The 15,205-nt window shown below is 58.1% G+C and carries 14 protein-coding genes; 5 read left to right on the plus strand and 9 right to left on the minus strand.

What is annotated here, in order from left to right:
• Nucleotides 1-77 precede the first annotated feature (77 nt).
• The 3 genes from ACEN8E_RS14475 to ACEN8E_RS14485 all read left to right on the plus strand — a co-directional run bounded on the left by ACEN8E_RS14475 (nucleotide 78) and on the right by ACEN8E_RS14485 (nucleotide 4,135).
• Nucleotides 78-1,148: a sugar phosphate isomerase/epimerase family protein gene (locus ACEN8E_RS14475; RefSeq protein WP_495593213.1), complete on the plus strand. Its 1,071-nt coding sequence runs from the start codon at nucleotides 78-80 to the stop codon at nucleotides 1,146-1,148.
• Between the two features lie 51 nt (nucleotides 1,149-1,199).
• Nucleotides 1,200-2,465 carry an MFS transporter gene (locus tag ACEN8E_RS14480; protein ID WP_495593214.1) on the plus strand — a complete coding sequence of 422 codons (1,266 nt, stop codon included), beginning with the start codon at nucleotides 1,200-1,202 and terminating at the stop codon, nucleotides 2,463-2,465.
• A gap of 182 nt (nucleotides 2,466-2,647) precedes the next feature.
• Nucleotides 2,648-4,135, plus strand: coding sequence for a sensor histidine kinase (locus tag ACEN8E_RS14485; RefSeq protein ID WP_495593215.1), 1,488 nt, complete (start codon nucleotides 2,648-2,650; stop codon nucleotides 4,133-4,135).
• Here the strand turns inward: ACEN8E_RS14485 and ACEN8E_RS14490 are convergent, their stop codons facing one another.
• Nucleotides 4,136-4,834 (minus strand): response regulator, encoded by a 699-nt coding sequence (locus ACEN8E_RS14490; protein WP_495593216.1) that lies wholly within the window; start codon nucleotides 4,832-4,834, stop codon nucleotides 4,136-4,138. It abuts the gene before it with no gap.
• Nucleotides 4,835-5,430: 596 nt separating this feature from the next.
• Here ACEN8E_RS14490 and ACEN8E_RS14495 point away from each other — a divergent pair.
• Nucleotides 5,431-5,709 carry a DUF2790 domain-containing protein gene (locus tag ACEN8E_RS14495; protein WP_495593217.1) on the plus strand — a complete coding sequence of 93 codons (279 nt, stop codon included), beginning with the start codon at nucleotides 5,431-5,433 and terminating at the stop codon, nucleotides 5,707-5,709.
• A 238-nt stretch (nucleotides 5,710-5,947) separates the two neighbouring features.
• On the opposite strand, the gene ACEN8E_RS14500 is transcribed toward ACEN8E_RS14495, so the two are convergent.
• The 7 genes from ACEN8E_RS14500 to ACEN8E_RS14530 form a co-directional block, all read right to left on the minus strand.
• Complete coding sequence (locus ACEN8E_RS14500) at nucleotides 5,948-7,546, minus strand: multiheme c-type cytochrome (RefSeq protein WP_495593218.1); 1,599 nt, start codon at nucleotides 7,544-7,546, stop codon at nucleotides 5,948-5,950.
• Nucleotides 7,547-7,908: 362 nt separating this feature from the next.
• Nucleotides 7,909-8,367 carry a MarR family winged helix-turn-helix transcriptional regulator gene (locus tag ACEN8E_RS14505; RefSeq protein ID WP_495593219.1) on the minus strand — a complete coding sequence of 153 codons (459 nt, stop codon included), beginning with the start codon at nucleotides 8,365-8,367 and terminating at the stop codon, nucleotides 7,909-7,911.
• A 128-nt stretch (nucleotides 8,368-8,495) separates the two neighbouring features.
• Complete coding sequence (locus ACEN8E_RS14510) at nucleotides 8,496-8,948, minus strand: Ohr family peroxiredoxin (protein WP_495593220.1); 453 nt, start codon at nucleotides 8,946-8,948, stop codon at nucleotides 8,496-8,498.
• A gap of 78 nt (nucleotides 8,949-9,026) precedes the next feature.
• On the minus strand, nucleotides 9,027-9,467 hold the full coding sequence (locus ACEN8E_RS14515; protein WP_495593221.1) for an Ohr family peroxiredoxin: 441 nt from the start codon (nucleotides 9,465-9,467) through the stop codon (nucleotides 9,027-9,029).
• Nucleotides 9,468-9,968: 501 nt separating this feature from the next.
• Nucleotides 9,969-10,616 (minus strand): hypothetical protein, encoded by a 648-nt coding sequence (locus ACEN8E_RS14520; protein ID WP_495593325.1) that lies wholly within the window; start codon nucleotides 10,614-10,616, stop codon nucleotides 9,969-9,971.
• Nucleotides 10,617-11,139: 523 nt separating this feature from the next.
• Nucleotides 11,140-11,835: a tRNA (adenine(22)-N(1))-methyltransferase gene (locus ACEN8E_RS14525; RefSeq protein ID WP_495593222.1), complete on the minus strand. Its 696-nt coding sequence runs from the start codon at nucleotides 11,833-11,835 to the stop codon at nucleotides 11,140-11,142.
• 60 nt (nucleotides 11,836-11,895) lie between these two features.
• Nucleotides 11,896-12,852 (minus strand): threonine dehydratase, encoded by a 957-nt coding sequence (locus tag ACEN8E_RS14530; RefSeq protein ID WP_495593223.1) that lies wholly within the window; start codon nucleotides 12,850-12,852, stop codon nucleotides 11,896-11,898.
• 95 nt (nucleotides 12,853-12,947) lie between these two features.
• On the opposite strand from ACEN8E_RS14530, the gene ACEN8E_RS14535 reads away from it, so the two are divergent.
• A complete protein-coding gene (locus ACEN8E_RS14535; RefSeq protein ID WP_495593224.1) occupies nucleotides 12,948-13,766 on the plus strand; it encodes a helix-turn-helix transcriptional regulator in 819 nt (272 codons plus the stop codon).
• Here ACEN8E_RS14535 and ctlX read toward each other — a convergent pair.
• Nucleotides 13,711-14,685, minus strand: coding sequence for a citrulline utilization hydrolase CtlX (gene ctlX / locus ACEN8E_RS14540; protein ID WP_495593225.1), 975 nt, complete (start codon nucleotides 14,683-14,685; stop codon nucleotides 13,711-13,713). The genes ACEN8E_RS14535 and ctlX overlap by 56 nt on opposite strands.
• Nucleotides 14,686-15,205: the final 520 nt, after the last annotated feature.

The following is a 15,205-nucleotide window of genomic DNA, read 5'->3' on the forward strand; positions in this document are numbered from 1 at the left end:
GGATCTATCGAGAGTTCCTGACTGGCGCGATAAAGGCTGCGCCGGCAGACCCGGCGTCTGAACCAGGAACGACTCGAATGAACAATAAGATCCAGGAACGCTTCAACGCCTTGCTCAGCCACAAGGCTGTCGAGGCCGGGGCTCCTCCCGTACTGACCGAGGCCTTGGCCCGCCAGTTGCTCGACCGGCTTGGGCAACTGCGCCTGTTTGCACATGCCTACCCCCTGCTGACCAACCTGACCCACGGCCGTGTCACCCCTGGCGACCTGCTGGACTTCGCCTATCGCCACGAACTGCAGGGTCTGAGCCTGCACTTGCTCGACGGTGAAGAAAACAGCCTCAGCCAAATGACACCCGCGCAGCTTCAGGCGTTCGCGGCCAAGGCCAATGCACGGGGGCTGGATGTGCATCTGGAAATCAGCAGCACCAGGAAAAGGGATGTCGATCAAGTGATCGCCATCGCCAAGGCGCTGGGCACCCGCAACATCCGTGTCTACTCACGCTACGAAGGGTCGCTGTCGCGGGTCATGGACCTGATCGAGACCGACCTCGAATACCTCGCGCAACAAGCGGACGAGCACGACCTGTTCTTCGACTTCGAGCAGCACGAGGAACTCAAGAGCGCTGAAATCGCGCAGCTGCTGAACCGGCTGAACCACCCGCGGCTGCATGCCCTGTTCGACTTCGGCAACATGATCAATGCCTGCGAGCAGCCCCTTGCGGCACTGCGCAACCTGGCGCCGCACATACGCCAGACCCACCTCAAGGGTGTGCGCATCGTCCCCGAGCAAAACGGCTTCGGGCATTACGGCGTGCTGCAGGGTAGCGACGAAGACGACCTGCCCAACGCGCGCATGTTGTTCGAACTGCTGATGCTCGGCGAATCAACCCCGCAAGTGATCGCCTTCATTCTCGAGCAGGAAAACCACTATGTCGCCCCGGCGTTCCGCCAGCTCGACGAAGCCGCCGACCCGTTCATCGCGTACCGCGAAATGAGTGAAACAGCGCTGCCGCAAGGCTACTCGCTGGAGCACATGCTGGCCGATGAACACCGTTGGGCAAACAACCAGGTCGCCTACGTACGAAGCCTGTTGGCCGAGTTCCGCACACTGGCCGAGTTGTCCCTGGCCCATTGCCCCGACGCCTGAACCTGATGTGCCGAGCGGCACTGCCTAACCAATTACGCCTGGAGAACAATAATGACATCCCATGACAAGGCCAAATGGCTCAGATTCCTGATTCTCATCCTCGGTGGCGGCACCATCTACAAGCTGGCGAATCTCAAAGACGCCTTCTATATCCCCATGCAGGAATTCATGGGCTTGACCCACACTGAAATCGGCCTGCTGCTGAGCGCCAACGCGATCATCGCCACCGCGCTGTTTGTGGTCGGCGGCATGCTCGCCGACCGGTACGACACGCGCAGGCTGATCCCCATCGGCCTGATCGGCACCGGCAGCCTCGGGCTTTACCTGGCGACCTTTCCGCCTTTCAATAATCTGCTGATCGTGTTCTGCCTGCTGGCCGTATGTGCCGACTGCATTTTCTGGCCTTCGCTGCTCAAGGCGATCCGCAATCTGGGCGACGATCAGGAACAGGGGCGCCTGTTCGGCCTGCTCGAAGGTGGACGTGGAGTCATCGATACCTTGATCGCGTTCTCTGCGCTGGGCGTGTTCGTCGCCATGGGATCCGGTGAAAACGGTCTGAAATCGGCGATTCTCTTCTACTCGGTCATCGACATTCTTGCCGGCGCCCTGACCTGGCTGCTGCTCAAGGGTGGCGGTGCCCAGTCGACCGCCAAGCCGAAGAACGGGCTGTCGAACCTGCTCGAAGCCATCAAGGTGCCGGGTATCTGGCTGGTCAGCCTCAACGTGTTCATGGTCTACATCGTGTACTGCGGCCTGACCTATTTCATTCCCTACCTCAAGGACATGTACGAGCTACCCGTAGCCCTGGTGGGCGCCTATGGCATCATCAACCAGTACTTCCTCAAGATCCTCGGCGGCCCCGCTGGCGGCTTCATTGCCGACAAACAGTTCAAGAGTTCCAGCCGCTATCTGAAATGGGCATTCCTGGCGCTGTTGCCGCTGATGGGCGCCATCATGCTCATCCCGAAAAGCCCGGGTTTCATCTACGCAGGCATGGCCGCCACCCTCTCCTTCGCACTGATCGTTTTTTCCATGCGCGGCGTGTTCTGGGCCCCCATGGGTGAAGTGGGCATTGCCCCGCACATCACCGGCTCAGCCTTTGGCATTGGTTGCCTGATCGGCTATGCGCCGGGCATGTTTGCCTACGTCATCTATGGCGCAATACTCGACCACTTCCCGGGTCAACAGGGCTACAACTACGTGTTCTCGCTGATGAGCCTGCTGGCCATTCTCGGGTTCATGGTATCCAGCCTGCTGTATCAGGCGGTCCGGAAAAATTCCCTGGCCACCGGCAAGGTCGGCACAGCGCACGCTTGAACCTCGCCAGGGCAATGAACCTGACTATCATTCGTGGTGTGTAGTCCATCAGTGAAGCTGTCGGATCGCTATGCAGTGAACTACTGTCAGTCATGGGCATGGCGCCGACAGCCGATCTCCGGATATTCGTCGGGTTGCTGGGGTTGCAACCGACTTGTCACGATGATCAGGGAACCAGGGCGATGGCAAAAGATGCAAAAGCCGAATCGGAAAACGAGACTTTGATCGCGCGGGAAACTGACGCGCTGGTCGAACCTGCCCCGGTTTCCGACGTTGTTCGCAATGGCGTCTGGCACATACGGATCTGGGGCCGGGCGCGCAAGCTGAGTCATTCGACCCAGTTTGTGATTGCCGCTGCGGTGATCCTGGGGCTGACCATGTTTTTCGTCGGCAATCTGGTCACCGAACGAATAGAAAATGCCGCGGTACAAAGTGCAGCAGAAGCAGGCGCCCAGTACATGGATACCTTTCTGGAGCCCTATGTGCAGGAGATGAGCCGGGACAACGGCCTCTCGGCTGCAAGTGCCCAGTCTCTGGACCGCCTCACGCAAAGCCGTTCGCTGAAACATCACATTGTCTCGGTCAAGATCTGGCGAGCGGATGGCACGGTGATCTATGGCACAAATAAAGCCATCACCAACCGCAAATTTCCATTGGATGAGATCGCCGAGGCACTCAAGGGCAAAGTGGTTACCGACCTTAAAGACCTGGACGAGGACGAGAACGAGTTCGAGCGCGACCTCAACGTGCCGCTCTATGAGATCTACGCGCCCCTGCGCGATTCCAGCTCCGGGAATATCATTGCGGTGGGCGAGTTCTATGAAAAGGCCGATAGCCTCAAGCGCGAGGTCAATCGGGTCCGCCAGCAGGTATGGGAGGTCGTTGGCGCCGCGACATTGGCCATGCTGTCGCTGCTTTTCTTCATCGTGCGACGCGGTGACAAGATTATCCAGCAGCAACAAGTGGCACTGCAGTTGCGGCTGCAGGAGCAAACCCGTTTGCACATCAGCAATGCCGAACTCCAACGCAAGATAGCGACGGCTACCCAGGAGTTCTCCCGTGTCAACGAACTCACCTTGCGGCGCATTGGTGCAGACCTGCACGATGGGCCGGCGCAGCTGTTGACCCTGATACTGATCCGCCTCGACGACCTCGCCGAAAACTGCTCCGCAGTCGATCAGGAATCTCTGGAAACCATTCGTGGCGCCGCCACCGACGCGTTGCGTGAGGTCCGCGATTTATCACGGGGCCTGGCATTTCCGGAAATCAACGACGTGAGCCTGGTGGAAGAGTTGCAACTGGTGGCGCAACGGCATGAGCAACGCACTGGCACCAAAGTCACATTAACCCTGGGGCCGCTACCGAAGGCCGCGCCACTGCCGCTCAAACTCTGCTTGTACCGGTTTGTGCAAGAAGCCCTCAACAACGCTTACCGGCATGCCGATGGCGAGGGTCAGGTCATCCAGGCGCAATACCTTGATGAAGTATTGAACATCAGTGTCAGGGACAGTGGCCCAGGCATGGCAGAGGACGCCATGCTGGTCGAGAAATCCGGCAGAACCCGATTGGGTCTCGCCGGTTTGCGTTATCGCGTCGAGTCTCTGGGCGGGTTGTTCAGCATCGACTCCGGCGCCACGGGTACATCGGTCAATGCACAGTTCAAACTCTAGTCAGGAGCCGCTCCGGGTATCCATTGGTGTTTCCCCTGCGCCGATGTGAAGCCGCCCGACAGCTTCGTGTTCGGTATAACGCCGCAGAGCCGCGACCGCTTCGACACGATTGCGGGCATGCAGTTTCTGCATCACGCAACCCATGTGGTGCTTGACGGTTTTTTCGCTGATCAACAGCTTTGACGCGACTTCCCGGTTGGTCAGCCCTTTTGAAACTTCACGAATGACCTGCTCCTCGCGATGGGTCAGATCACCCTTGTGAATTTCCGCTTCGTGCTGCTTGCTGTTACTGCGCAGTTTGTTGGCAAACTCGGGGGTGATATACGTCTCACCCTTGGCAACCGATCTGATCGCCAGGACCAGTTCCGGTCCGCTGACACCTTTCAACACATACCCGCTAGCGCCGGCCTCCAGTGCCATAAAGGCGTCATCTTCGGATTCCGAAACCGTCAGCATCAGCACCTTCACATTTGACAGCCGAGTGGAAATGAAGCGCACCGTGGCGAAAACATCACCCGGCATATTGACGTCCATCAGCATCACGTCCGGCTGCACCCTCTGGGCAATATCCCAGGCATCGTCTGCATTGGCGCCCTGCTCCACGACCTGAAGATCCGCCCGTTTCTTCAATGTATTGGCAACACCCTCACGCAACATCGGATGATCGTCGGCAATGCCGATGCGAATGACTGGATTCATGACGCGCTCCCGAAAGGATCAACACTCGAATACTCATTGATTAATAGCAGGGAACTCGGGATAACGCCGGTGAACCGTTGTATGTCCCGGGCTCCAGGCGTTGGGAAATAGGACTTAGGTCGGATGAAAATTCGCGCTTCGACAAGCATTCATCATCACAAGACGCTGATTTTCATACTCCAACCCATTGTTTTAAAACGCCTTTGAATACTTCAAGAAACGGACAGGTCCATGAAACCCGGATCCGCCTTTCGTCCGACCAACAGTCACTCTCCTGCGCCCGGGTACTTAGCGCCAGGGCACTGAGCATTTGCCCCCCGTTTTCGCCCCATGAAACGTCACAGCCACCGCGTGAATCCTTGCGCAAAAATCCATCATGACATGTTATGACCTCATCCAAAAAAGGCGTTTCGCCCAACAAATACGGCGTTTAAAGGACGAATGGTCGTAAGGCGTCAAGCGCGGGGGATAGCCGGGAGCCTGAAGCCACTACAGGCGATGCGGGCCGGTGCGTTCGTCGCGGTTAAGTGAACTTCACTTTCAAGGCGTGTCACATGAAGTCCTTGTCAAGCGAACAACAACAGAGGTACAGCCTTATGAACATGGCCACAATTGTCAGTGCAGTGATTTCCAGTCTCGCACCCAGTGTCTTTGACCAGAACGGCCTGCAAGAACCCGGCGCGCATGTCTCGGCCGTCGAATACCACTACGGGATGGAAATCGATGTGAAGCGCGTACTGCAGCGCACCGATACATCCGACAAGACCGGTATGGTACCGGTGACCCTGGTCTACGAAGACAGCGAGGGTGAGGTCCACAAGATCCGTTTCCTCGAATGGGGTGCAAGCCCGGCCAGTCCCACGACCGTGGCCTGATCCGCTCGTCGAATGGGTTCTGGCCCTCGCCAGCGCGGCACAGGTCTGAACCCCGACTCGCTCCTGTCGCAGGAACTCGTCCACCGTCGTGGTGCTGATGTTTCGGGAGCAAGCCTGCAGGCGCTACCAACTGCACCCGGTACAGCGCCGAAAATAAATCCCTCGCCTTTTCCGTTTTTGCGAATCCAGGCAGGGTAATCCAGCCAAGGGTCCGGCTACGGATCACACGGATATGCCGCTATCGGCTGGACGCAGTCATCGGGGACAGGGGAACGCTCTGCGTGACTTTGGACATCTGGGTGATTTCCACTTGTAACTTGTCCTTGCCGAGCAGGTAGTCGGCCAGCTTCTGCGAAAACGGCCAGTAGTTCAGTTCGGCAGTCAGGGTCAGCGGCCCGACGGCGTCAGCCGGCACCAGGAAGGAGAAGTCCCGGATATCGTAGCCCTTGGGCAGAATACGGTTGTCCGAGAGAATTTGCGTGGCGTTCCAGACCTCGACGTCCAACGGATTACCGTCCTTGTCGCCAATGTGCACTTTGAAATTTCGCGTGTCGGCCTCGGTCTTGCCATCCTTGATCGCACCCAGTCGATAGAGTTCGCGACCACTGGCATCCAGCACCCGGAAATCGATCCAGATCTCCCGACCCTCCGGAAAGCCGGTCGGCAGCTTGTGCCCGGCGCCGACATTGGTCACCTTGACCGCTACCGAGGTGTATTGCCCGGGAGTGATGGCTTCCGGCAGTTGCTGGAAGGTTATTTCCCCGGCGCTGGCGAGCATGTCGCGCGCACGTTGTGCACCCTCTTCCTGACCGAGATGCTGGAGCATCATCGCGTTGGCGCCGCTGAACCAATGCGAGGCCACCTTCTCGCGGTCCGGCCCCATGATCGCAGCCTTGCCCGCAAAACCTGGCATGTGACAGCTCTGGCAGGTGATATCGTTGAGGCTGTAGGTGCTTTCCTGCCATTCGTCATAGGTGCGTTCGACCGCCACGCTGCTGAACGGGTGTGTAACGTTGTGGCAGGTGCCGCAAAAGTCCGAGCGCGTGTGCAGAGCGGAATACACAGTGTCATGGTAAGGCGAAACGGCATCCTTGCGCGGGCCGAACTTGGTCGGTTTACCGTGTGCTCGCGGGCTCAGCACATAGGCGCCGTTATCGAGGCCCGTACGGGCGCTGATGTTGTGGCAGGTCTCGCAATCGACCCCGGGCATCGGATGATTCTTCGCGCTGTCTTCAATCGAGGAGCGGTTGATTTCCGAATTGATCTGCCCGGTCGTGAGACCGATCGGGGTATGGCAGCCGGTACAGAAATTATCGACTTTCCCATCGGTTGCAGAACTCGCGCGCTTGAGCAAGGCCCGATAAACGGGTTCATCCCAGGCCTGGGACATCATCGACGAGCGCCATTGCTTGTAGATCTCCGTATGACAAGCGCCACAGACCTGGGCATTGTCGAAATCCTTCACATTCAACACCAGGTTGCCGGTGGTATTGGCCCGATGCGGAAAGAACGGCATCCCGCCATTGATATGCATGAGCCTGGAGCGTGCCGGCTCCAGCCACTTCTCATTGTTTTGATTGTCATTGCCCTGAGGTTCGTCGGCGGCCACCAGCGTTACCGTCAGCAGGCAAACCAGAAAACACAAAAGACGACGAGCGATAGGTCTGATGACCAGGAGAAAGGGTATGAACAATGCAATCAGAGAAATATTCAAGTCGACAATGGCCAGTTTCAATTCTGCCGGAACATTGAATAAGGCCATATAAATGCTGGTGCACATCGTCCATAGAGTGATCAAGGCCGATAACCGGTGCAACGCTACCTTGGAGTGACTCATCAGCATTTCCCCTGGACGGTTGCAGAGGATCACTGCAGCACTTCTATTGAGTAACCAGGGGTATTTCGAGATGCAGACCGATGGGTACAGGCGATCACTCAAATGGGGGTACTGACAGTTCCACAGCTTCCCGACTTTGCACCTTTGATGAATGGGATACGCTCTCTGAGCAATTACCCTGCCACCGCTGTAACAAAATATGTTTACGACCTGAGTGTCCCGCAAACATTGGCCGGATAATCAATTACTGTGCGATTGAAGATATGAATGCTACTGAGCAGTACACCCATTAGTGGGGGGTGTTTACTCCGAAATCGGGGAAACTGCGCAATCCCGGGGCCACTCACTTCATTTGATACGAATTACTCTCTGTCTTTCGTCGAGCGGATGAGATTACCTCGCAACTTCACAATTGCCTTCTGCATTTGCACGAAGTCTTCGGGATCAAGACCGGTTTGCGGGAAGCCGTCTTCGCGGAGGTCTTCACGCAGCTTTCGCCCCTCTTTTGTGAGATTGATCCGTACCTGGCGTTCATCTTCCGGGTCGCGCTGGCGTAACAGGTACCCCATCGCTTCCAGCTTCTTCAGAATCGGCGTGAGGGTATTGGATTCGAGAAACAGCTTTTCGCCGAGGCTGCCAACGGTCTGGTTATCTTCCTCCCACAGCGCAACCAGGGTGATGTATTGCGTATAGGTCAGGCCGAGCCGCTCAAGCATCGGCTTGTAGGCCTTGCCGAACGCCAGGTTGGTGGAATAGACCGCGAAACACAGGAAGTCGGAGAGTTTGAGATCCAGGGCGGATAGCTTGCCGGTGTTTTTCATGGCTGTTCCCTTGGGGGCAATCTTGCAAGACCGAGACTATACATCGTACGCGATGGTATCGGAAATGCGCATAAACACTGAAGGCTGGCCCACCGGGAAAATCTCCGGTAAGCCAGCCTTCAAATGGGTCATGCCGTCAGGACATTGATGTCGACATCAATGTTGCCGCGAGTGGCCTTGGAGTACGGGCAGATTGCATCGGCTTTGTGGGCCAATTCAGTCGCCACCCCATGATCCAGCCCCGGTACGCGCAACGTCAGTCGCGCCTGGAGGAAGTACGCCGCGCCGGTCTGGCCCAGATCGACTTCAATGTCGACGGCCGTGTCGGCCGGCAGTGTTACCTTCAATTGCTGGGCAGCCAGCCCCACCGCTGCGATGTAGCAGGCCGACCAGGCTCCGGCGAACAGTTGCTCGGCTTTCGGGTGTGGCTGGACGGCGGTGAGCACGTGTGCCGGTGTATCGCTGCCAGGGGACGACAGCACGATGTCGAGGTTGCCGTTATGGCCGCGCGACGTGTTGCCTGCGGCGTTGTGGGTGGTGTGGGTTTTGCCGCTGGCCAGTACTTTTTCGATCTTGCTCATGATGATTTCCTCAGGGTTAAAGTCAACTACATACGCATGCGCTTGTATCGCATGCGATTTTATTAATGCATCCAGACATCACGCAGTAATAACGTTCAGGGCGACGTCGATATTGCCGCGAGTGGCTTTGGAGTAAGGGCAGATGGAGTCGGCGATGTGCGCCAGTTCGGTCGCGACATCCTGTGCCAGCCCTGGTACGCGCAGTGTCAGTCGGGCCTGAAGGAAATACGCCGGACCAGTCTGGCCCAGGTCCACTTCAATGTCGACGGCCATGTCCGCCGGCAACACGATGTTGCGTTCCTGGGCCACCAGCCCCACTGCCGCGGTGTAGCAGGCCGACCAGGCCCCGGCGAACAGTTGCTCGGCTTTCGGGTGTGGCTGGACGCCGGTAAAGACGTGGGCCGGCTGGGCGGAACCGGGCGACGACAGTTCGATATCGAGGTTGCCATTGTGACCACCGACACTGCTGTGAGTGGTGTGGGTTTTGCCGGTAACCAGTACTTTTTCGATTTTGCTCATGGGGATTTCCTCAGGGTTTAATGTTTCGTGCGATTTTATCGTGTACGATGCATATGAGATTAAAAAACACAACGTCCATCAATTGGCGTGTGCAATGATCCAGTTGTTGCCGTTGTGGCCATGGGAAGCTTGAGCGGTAGAGCTGATCATTTTGCGGCTGCTTCCGGTGTTCATGGCTGAATCTCCAAGCGGCAAGGGTTGTTGTTTGTTATCGTATTCGATTAGATCGCATGCGATGGTTGAATACTCAACCAAAGCCCCAATGATGTCAAAGCTTATTTTATGGCTTGGCGATGAGCGGTACGCTCGTGGCCGACCTTGCTACCCTCCCCTTCGCCACAGGTTCAGTGTCTCGGCTTGACGGGTCAGCATCAATCAACCGACCCGGTTTTCCTTGATGTCACAAAAGCCACAGGCACAAAAAACCCCCTCGCCAGGAGGGGGTCTGATGTTTGAACCGTGCAAAGGGTTTTATCCGTCTTTGCCTGGTGTTGCCTCAGCTCACCGCGCAGGAATTCCCGCGAACATCCAGGTGGTCTCTTCAACAGGCGCTGCTGCGTTGCGTTTACGGGCCCACTGAGTCAATGCCACCATCATCGCAAAGCCGAGTACGATCAACACCGGATAGGCCATCAGCAGTTGGGTGAGCGAATATTTCCAGGCCAGCGGTCGACCGACACCGAGCATGGCGGCATACAACCAGGACACGCCCGACAGTGCGCCAGAGAACAGGGCAAACATCCGTACATTGATCTGCAGATCAAGCAACGATCCGGCCTTCATCATTGCCGGCAATACATAGCGGTGCAACAACATGCCGTTGAATGTCAGCAGCAAAACAATAATGACTTTGGCTTGAAGTTTCGGGTTGGCGAAATAGGTCATGCCTTTATCAAGGTAATCAATGCCTATAATTGCAGCGCCGGTCACCCACAAGAATATCAGCGCATTGGAAACAGACTTCTGAAGACTGGCCATATGATCATTGTCGTGCCCTGACGACACGCGACCTTTCAATAAGTCCTTGACCATTGCGGCATCGCTGGCAAACACCAGACCGATGGCTACGCAGCAAGCCAACAGGTGAACGTAAACTACTCCTAAACGCAAAAACTCCATGGATTCTTTCTGGCCTAACAGGCCGATCATTGTATTAATATCCACGATTACATCTCCACTTATTGCGCCAGTGCAAATTGGCTATAGTCCAGGCATGCGAATTAATTAATCGCGCCGACAAGTTCAAGTTTGCATTGATTAAATCAATTGAATAATTTTGGATTACAAGAGAGAGCGACTCGCCCAGCGAGTCAGTGATGACGGCATAATATCACTCCAGGTCTCAGGTAAAAAAAATCCCCATGTGCATTCCATTCAATGCAGATGAGGTATTCGTCCATTGTTTTTCTAGTGAGTGCAACGCGAAATCTCGAAGGTTCCGCCTGCTGGAGCATAGGAGCGCTGCATCTCCCGATCGTTCAGTTTTTGAGCACAAAGCTCGACAGGCGGTAGTGAATCCGGCACCCGGATGAACCGGTCTGCTTCGCTGAAACCTGCGTAGCTACGCGGCTGAATCGTTTCCGAAATATCTCATGAAAAAAACCGCCGTCGAGTCACATTTACACCACCTGCCCCGACCGATGGCGAACATTGTCGACCGCCAGGCACGGGCTCAAGCCAGCAACCGGGTGATCCACCGGGCCTGGCGCTCGATGTCCTGCACCTTGTCGTCGGGCACGGCCTGCCCCGCCCGAGAAAAGTGAGCCAGGGTCTTCTGCTTCTGGCGCAGCTTGCGCTGCCACTTGACCAGGAACGCCGGGCTGCGAGCCTGCATCTGCAACGGGCCGAAGTACAGCTCCTCGGCGGTGTACGTCACAGGTCCGGCGCGCTCGGCGACGATGATTTCGTAATCGAAACGATTTTCCCGCAGCACTTCTTCGCAGAGGATGCGATAGCCGTTTTCCATCAGCCATAGGCGCAGTGGCTGCTCGCCGCCGTTGGGTTGCAGGATCAGGCGCTCCTGACCACTCAGGCAGGCCTTGCCGCTGTCGAGGATGTCGCGGATCGTTTCGCCGCCCATGCCGCAGATGCTGATCGCCGTAATCCCGTCTGCCGGCTCGATTGCCGCCAGTCCGTTGGCCAGGCGTACGGTGACCTGCAGCTCCAGGTCGTTCTCGCGCACGGTGCGTTCGGCCGAGAGGAACGGCGTCAACGCCACCTCGCCGGCCACCGCCGCGGCGATAGCGCCCCGACGCATCAACGCCACCGGCAGGTAGGCGTGATCGGAGCCGATATCGGCCAGTCGCGCACCGGCTGGCACATGTGCCGCCACGCGCTCCAGGCGCATGGACAATGTCTGTTCGTTCAACTGCGGCCCCTCTTCACCAGCAACGTCCGGCGCCTCTGGCCGGATCGGGGCGTGATTCTGTCACGCAATCACTGCCGCATACACTGGTCTGTCGACGTTTCCGCCGGACAGAATCACCCCCACCCTTCTCCCCGCCATGTCGTCACGCTCGGCAATGAGTGCTGCCAGTGCCGCCGCTCCGGCCCCTTCGGCCAGGTTGTGGGTATCGGTGTAATACACGCGCATGGCCTCGGCAATCTGCGCATCACTGACCGCTACAATCCGCTCCGCACCTGCCGCGTACACGGCAAAAGCTTCGGGCACTGGCTTGCGAACAGCCAGACCGTCGGCAAAGGTGGTTGCCGAGGCGGTTTCGCATATCACCCCGGCATCAAAGGACAACTGTGCGGCCGCCGCCTCTGTGGAAACCACGCCCACTACCCGGGTATTCAGACCCAGCGCATCGCGGGCGGCGATCACCCCACAGATCCCCGACCCACAGCCAATCGGCACATACACGGTATCCAGGTCTGGCGCAGCGTTGAACAACTCCAGCGCATAAGTGGCGACGCCTTTGACCAACTCAGGGTGAAACGGCGGAACCAGGAACAGGCCATGCGCGTGCGCAAGGCGGGCTGCCTCTTCACGGGCCTCATCGAAATCGCGGCCGTATTCGACCACTTCAGCGCCAAAGCCGCGCATGGCGTTGTTTTTTTCCAGCGAATTACCTTCCGGCACCACGATCAACGCCTGCAAGCCCAGGGCGCCCGCCGCCAGCGCCAGGCTCTGGCCGTGGTTGCCGCGAGTAGCGCTGACAATGCCCTTCACGCTGGGGTGCTCGCGTTTGAGCCAGTGCATGAACGTGATGCCGCCGCGCACTTTGAATGCACCGGTAGGCGTGTGATTTTCGTGCTTGACCCACACCGTGCAACCCAGCCGCCGGCCCAGCAAGGGCCAAGGGTACTGGGCGGTGGCAGGCATTACCTGGTAGACGGTGCGGGCCGCCTGTTCGATATCGTCGCGAGTCAGTTTGTGCATGAGTTATCCCCTGAGATTTTGCCCAATCTGAACACGTGCGCCGTCTTGCGGCTTTCAGAAAACTGACCTGACTTTTACGCCTCACCTTCACTACTATGGTGTTCATGAATCATCGAAACCGTGTGCCGCCACCGCTCCTGTCCGAACCGATCCGCCGTATCGAGGCCGGGCCCTGGGCGATCGAATTGCTCCCCGGGCGCGCCTATGCGGCCCGGTATGTCGCGACCCAGGCGGGAATCGGCTTTGCCTTCGACAGCCAGCGCGGCCTGCACGCGATCGGCAGCGACCGGGTACAACCTTTCGACGCCCTGCCCAACGGCCTGGCGTTCATCCCCGCCGGGTGTGACGTGTTGTCCGAATCAGCCAAGGGCGGTGAATACCTGCGGGTGATACGCACCGACGACATTGCATTGATGGGGGATCGTGCCTTCAACAATCGCATCGATCAGCAAGCCACTGTCCTCGCACGGCGAATGCGCGCCGCGCTGTTGCAGGCTGGCGTGGACGACGATTGGGAGGCCTGGGCACTCGCCTTGTCCGAGCGGGCGACGGGTAGCGAAGCCGTGTCGACAACGCCCCATGGCTCGATCACCGGCCAGCGGATGCGCTTGCTCGATGAGTTCATCGATGCCGGCCTCGATGGCCCGTTGAGCGTACCGGCAATGGCGGGCCTGCTTGGGTTGTCCGAAGGCTATTTCATGCGGGCATTCAAAAACGCCACGGGCAAAAGCCCGCATGGCTACCTGATCGACCGGCGCCTGGCCAAGGCCCGCGCCCTGATGCTCGATTCAACGTCCACGCTGACAGAAATCGCCTACGCCTGCGGTTTCAATTCCCAGGCGCACATGGCGACCACTTTCAGGCAACGCCTTGGTGTGAGTCCGGCGCAACTGCGTCATCGCAGCGGCTCCTAGCCGGGGAGCGTCTGGGCAGGAATACCTCGGCCAGCATGCAGCGTGCACTGCCGCCGCCGATGCGCTCGATGGTGTCGATGTTCACCGGCAACGGCGTGGTGTGGGTTTCGATCACGCGGCGCTGTCCGGCGTCCAGCGATTGCCAGGCGGTGCGCGACATCACCAGCAGAGGCTCGCCCGCTGCGTTGTGCACTTGCAGCATGTTGCCGGCAAAGGACTCCAGCTGTGTCCAGTTCAGGGCGACAAGCTGTTTGCCGCTGGTTTCGAGCCGTTCACGCAGCGCCGCACGTTCACCTGGTTGAGGCACGGACGCCAGGCACGCCACCGCCAGGCAGGTGCCGACACTCATCATCACATTGGTGTGATAAATCGCCACGCCCTGGCGGTCCACCGCGTTGAACGCACACAGCTCATAGCCCAAATGGCTGACCAACTGATCCAGGGCCTGGGCGTGGGTGCGTGTGGAATACCCGGCGTAGCAGATCCGTTGTTGCCGATCCAGCACCATGCTGCCGGTGCCTTCCAGGAAAAGCTCCTGCTCTTCGAGGCTGGAAAGGTCCAGCACCTGCTCGACCCGGTATTCGTCCAGCAGCCCGTCGAGTACGCCTTTGTCCCGCTCCAGGCGTCGGTTGTGACCTTGCATCGGGTACAGCACCAGGGTGCCGTCCGGATGGGTGCTCCACCAGTTGTTGGGGAAGATCGAGTCCGGGGTATGCGGGGCTTCGCGATCGTTATGTACCAGGACCTCGACACCGTGCCGACGCAATGCATCGACATAGCCATCGAACTCGGCAAGGGCCTTGAGTTGTACGTCTTCGGTGATTGCTGCCGGACGCTGGAAACGGTTGTTCGCTGCCGTGTCCTGATTGAAGGAGAAACGTGTCGGGCGAATCATTAATACCGTATTGGTGGTTTGCATGGGCGCAGACTCAATGAGGGTCGAGAGGGGCTCATTGTCTGTTTCGAAGCGGGAAAAACCCGGTTGATAACGGCTGTCGGGGTGATGAAAACGGCTGAAGATTTTGGGTTGGCCAGCCGAACTGGATATTGTTGACTGAGTACATATCCATTACTGCGGTAACGGCCGCTAACGGTTCCGCTTTTACAGCGGGTTACTTGGAAAGGCCTGTAGGAGCGAGCTTGCTCCTACAGAAGAGAAGAGCAGGCCGAGCGTTAGCTCGCCTGCCGCTCTTGATCTTGATCCACCCGCCCCCTCGACAGGCTGAGTGGAGGTGTTCATCCGGGGGAATGGCGCGCAGCGCCGTGCGGCGAAGCCGCACACATTGCAGGGAGGTGCAGCGAAGCAAACTGTAGGGCAATGCCCCCGGATGGACACCGGAGCGAGGGGCCGTACGTAAGGGCGAAACCCTAAGCCGCCGTTACCGCAGCAACGGATATTCACACCGACAACAAAAGACAGCCTGGCTATCAGACCGCCT

It is taken from the genome of Pseudomonas sp. Pseusp9 (assembly GCF_059491265.1).

What these genes read in the sequence shown, in the direction of transcription:
- ACEN8E_RS14495 (WP_495593217.1), top strand. Translation starts at nt 5,431, where the DNA reads ATGAACATGGCCACAATTGTCAGTGCAGTGATTTCCAGTCTCGCACCC.
- ctlX (WP_495593225.1), bottom strand. Translation starts at nt 14,685, where the DNA reads ATGCAAACCACCAATACGGTATTAATGATTCGCCCGACACGTTTCTCC.
- ACEN8E_RS14490 (WP_495593216.1), bottom strand. Translation starts at nt 4,834, where the DNA reads ATGAATCCAGTCATTCGCATCGGCATTGCCGACGATCATCCGATGTTG.
- ACEN8E_RS14520 (WP_495593325.1), bottom strand. Translation starts at nt 10,616, where the DNA reads ATGATCGGCCTGTTAGGCCAGAAAGAATCCATGGAGTTTTTGCGTTTA.
- ACEN8E_RS14475 (WP_495593213.1), top strand. Translation starts at nt 78, where the DNA reads ATGAACAATAAGATCCAGGAACGCTTCAACGCCTTGCTCAGCCACAAG.
- ACEN8E_RS14500 (WP_495593218.1), bottom strand. Translation starts at nt 7,546, where the DNA reads ATGAGTCACTCCAAGGTAGCGTTGCACCGGTTATCGGCCTTGATCACT.
- ACEN8E_RS14515 (WP_495593221.1), bottom strand. Translation starts at nt 9,467, where the DNA reads ATGAGCAAAATCGAAAAAGTACTGGTTACCGGCAAAACCCACACCACT.
- ACEN8E_RS14485 (WP_495593215.1), top strand. Translation starts at nt 2,648, where the DNA reads ATGGCAAAAGATGCAAAAGCCGAATCGGAAAACGAGACTTTGATCGCG.
- ACEN8E_RS14480 (WP_495593214.1), top strand. Translation starts at nt 1,200, where the DNA reads ATGACATCCCATGACAAGGCCAAATGGCTCAGATTCCTGATTCTCATC.
- ACEN8E_RS14505 (WP_495593219.1), bottom strand. Translation starts at nt 8,367, where the DNA reads ATGAAAAACACCGGCAAGCTATCCGCCCTGGATCTCAAACTCTCCGAC.
- ACEN8E_RS14535 (WP_495593224.1), top strand. Translation starts at nt 12,948, where the DNA reads ATGGTGTTCATGAATCATCGAAACCGTGTGCCGCCACCGCTCCTGTCC.
- ACEN8E_RS14510 (WP_495593220.1), bottom strand. Translation starts at nt 8,948, where the DNA reads ATGAGCAAGATCGAAAAAGTACTGGCCAGCGGCAAAACCCACACCACC.
- ACEN8E_RS14530 (WP_495593223.1), bottom strand. Translation starts at nt 12,852, where the DNA reads ATGCACAAACTGACTCGCGACGATATCGAACAGGCGGCCCGCACCGTC.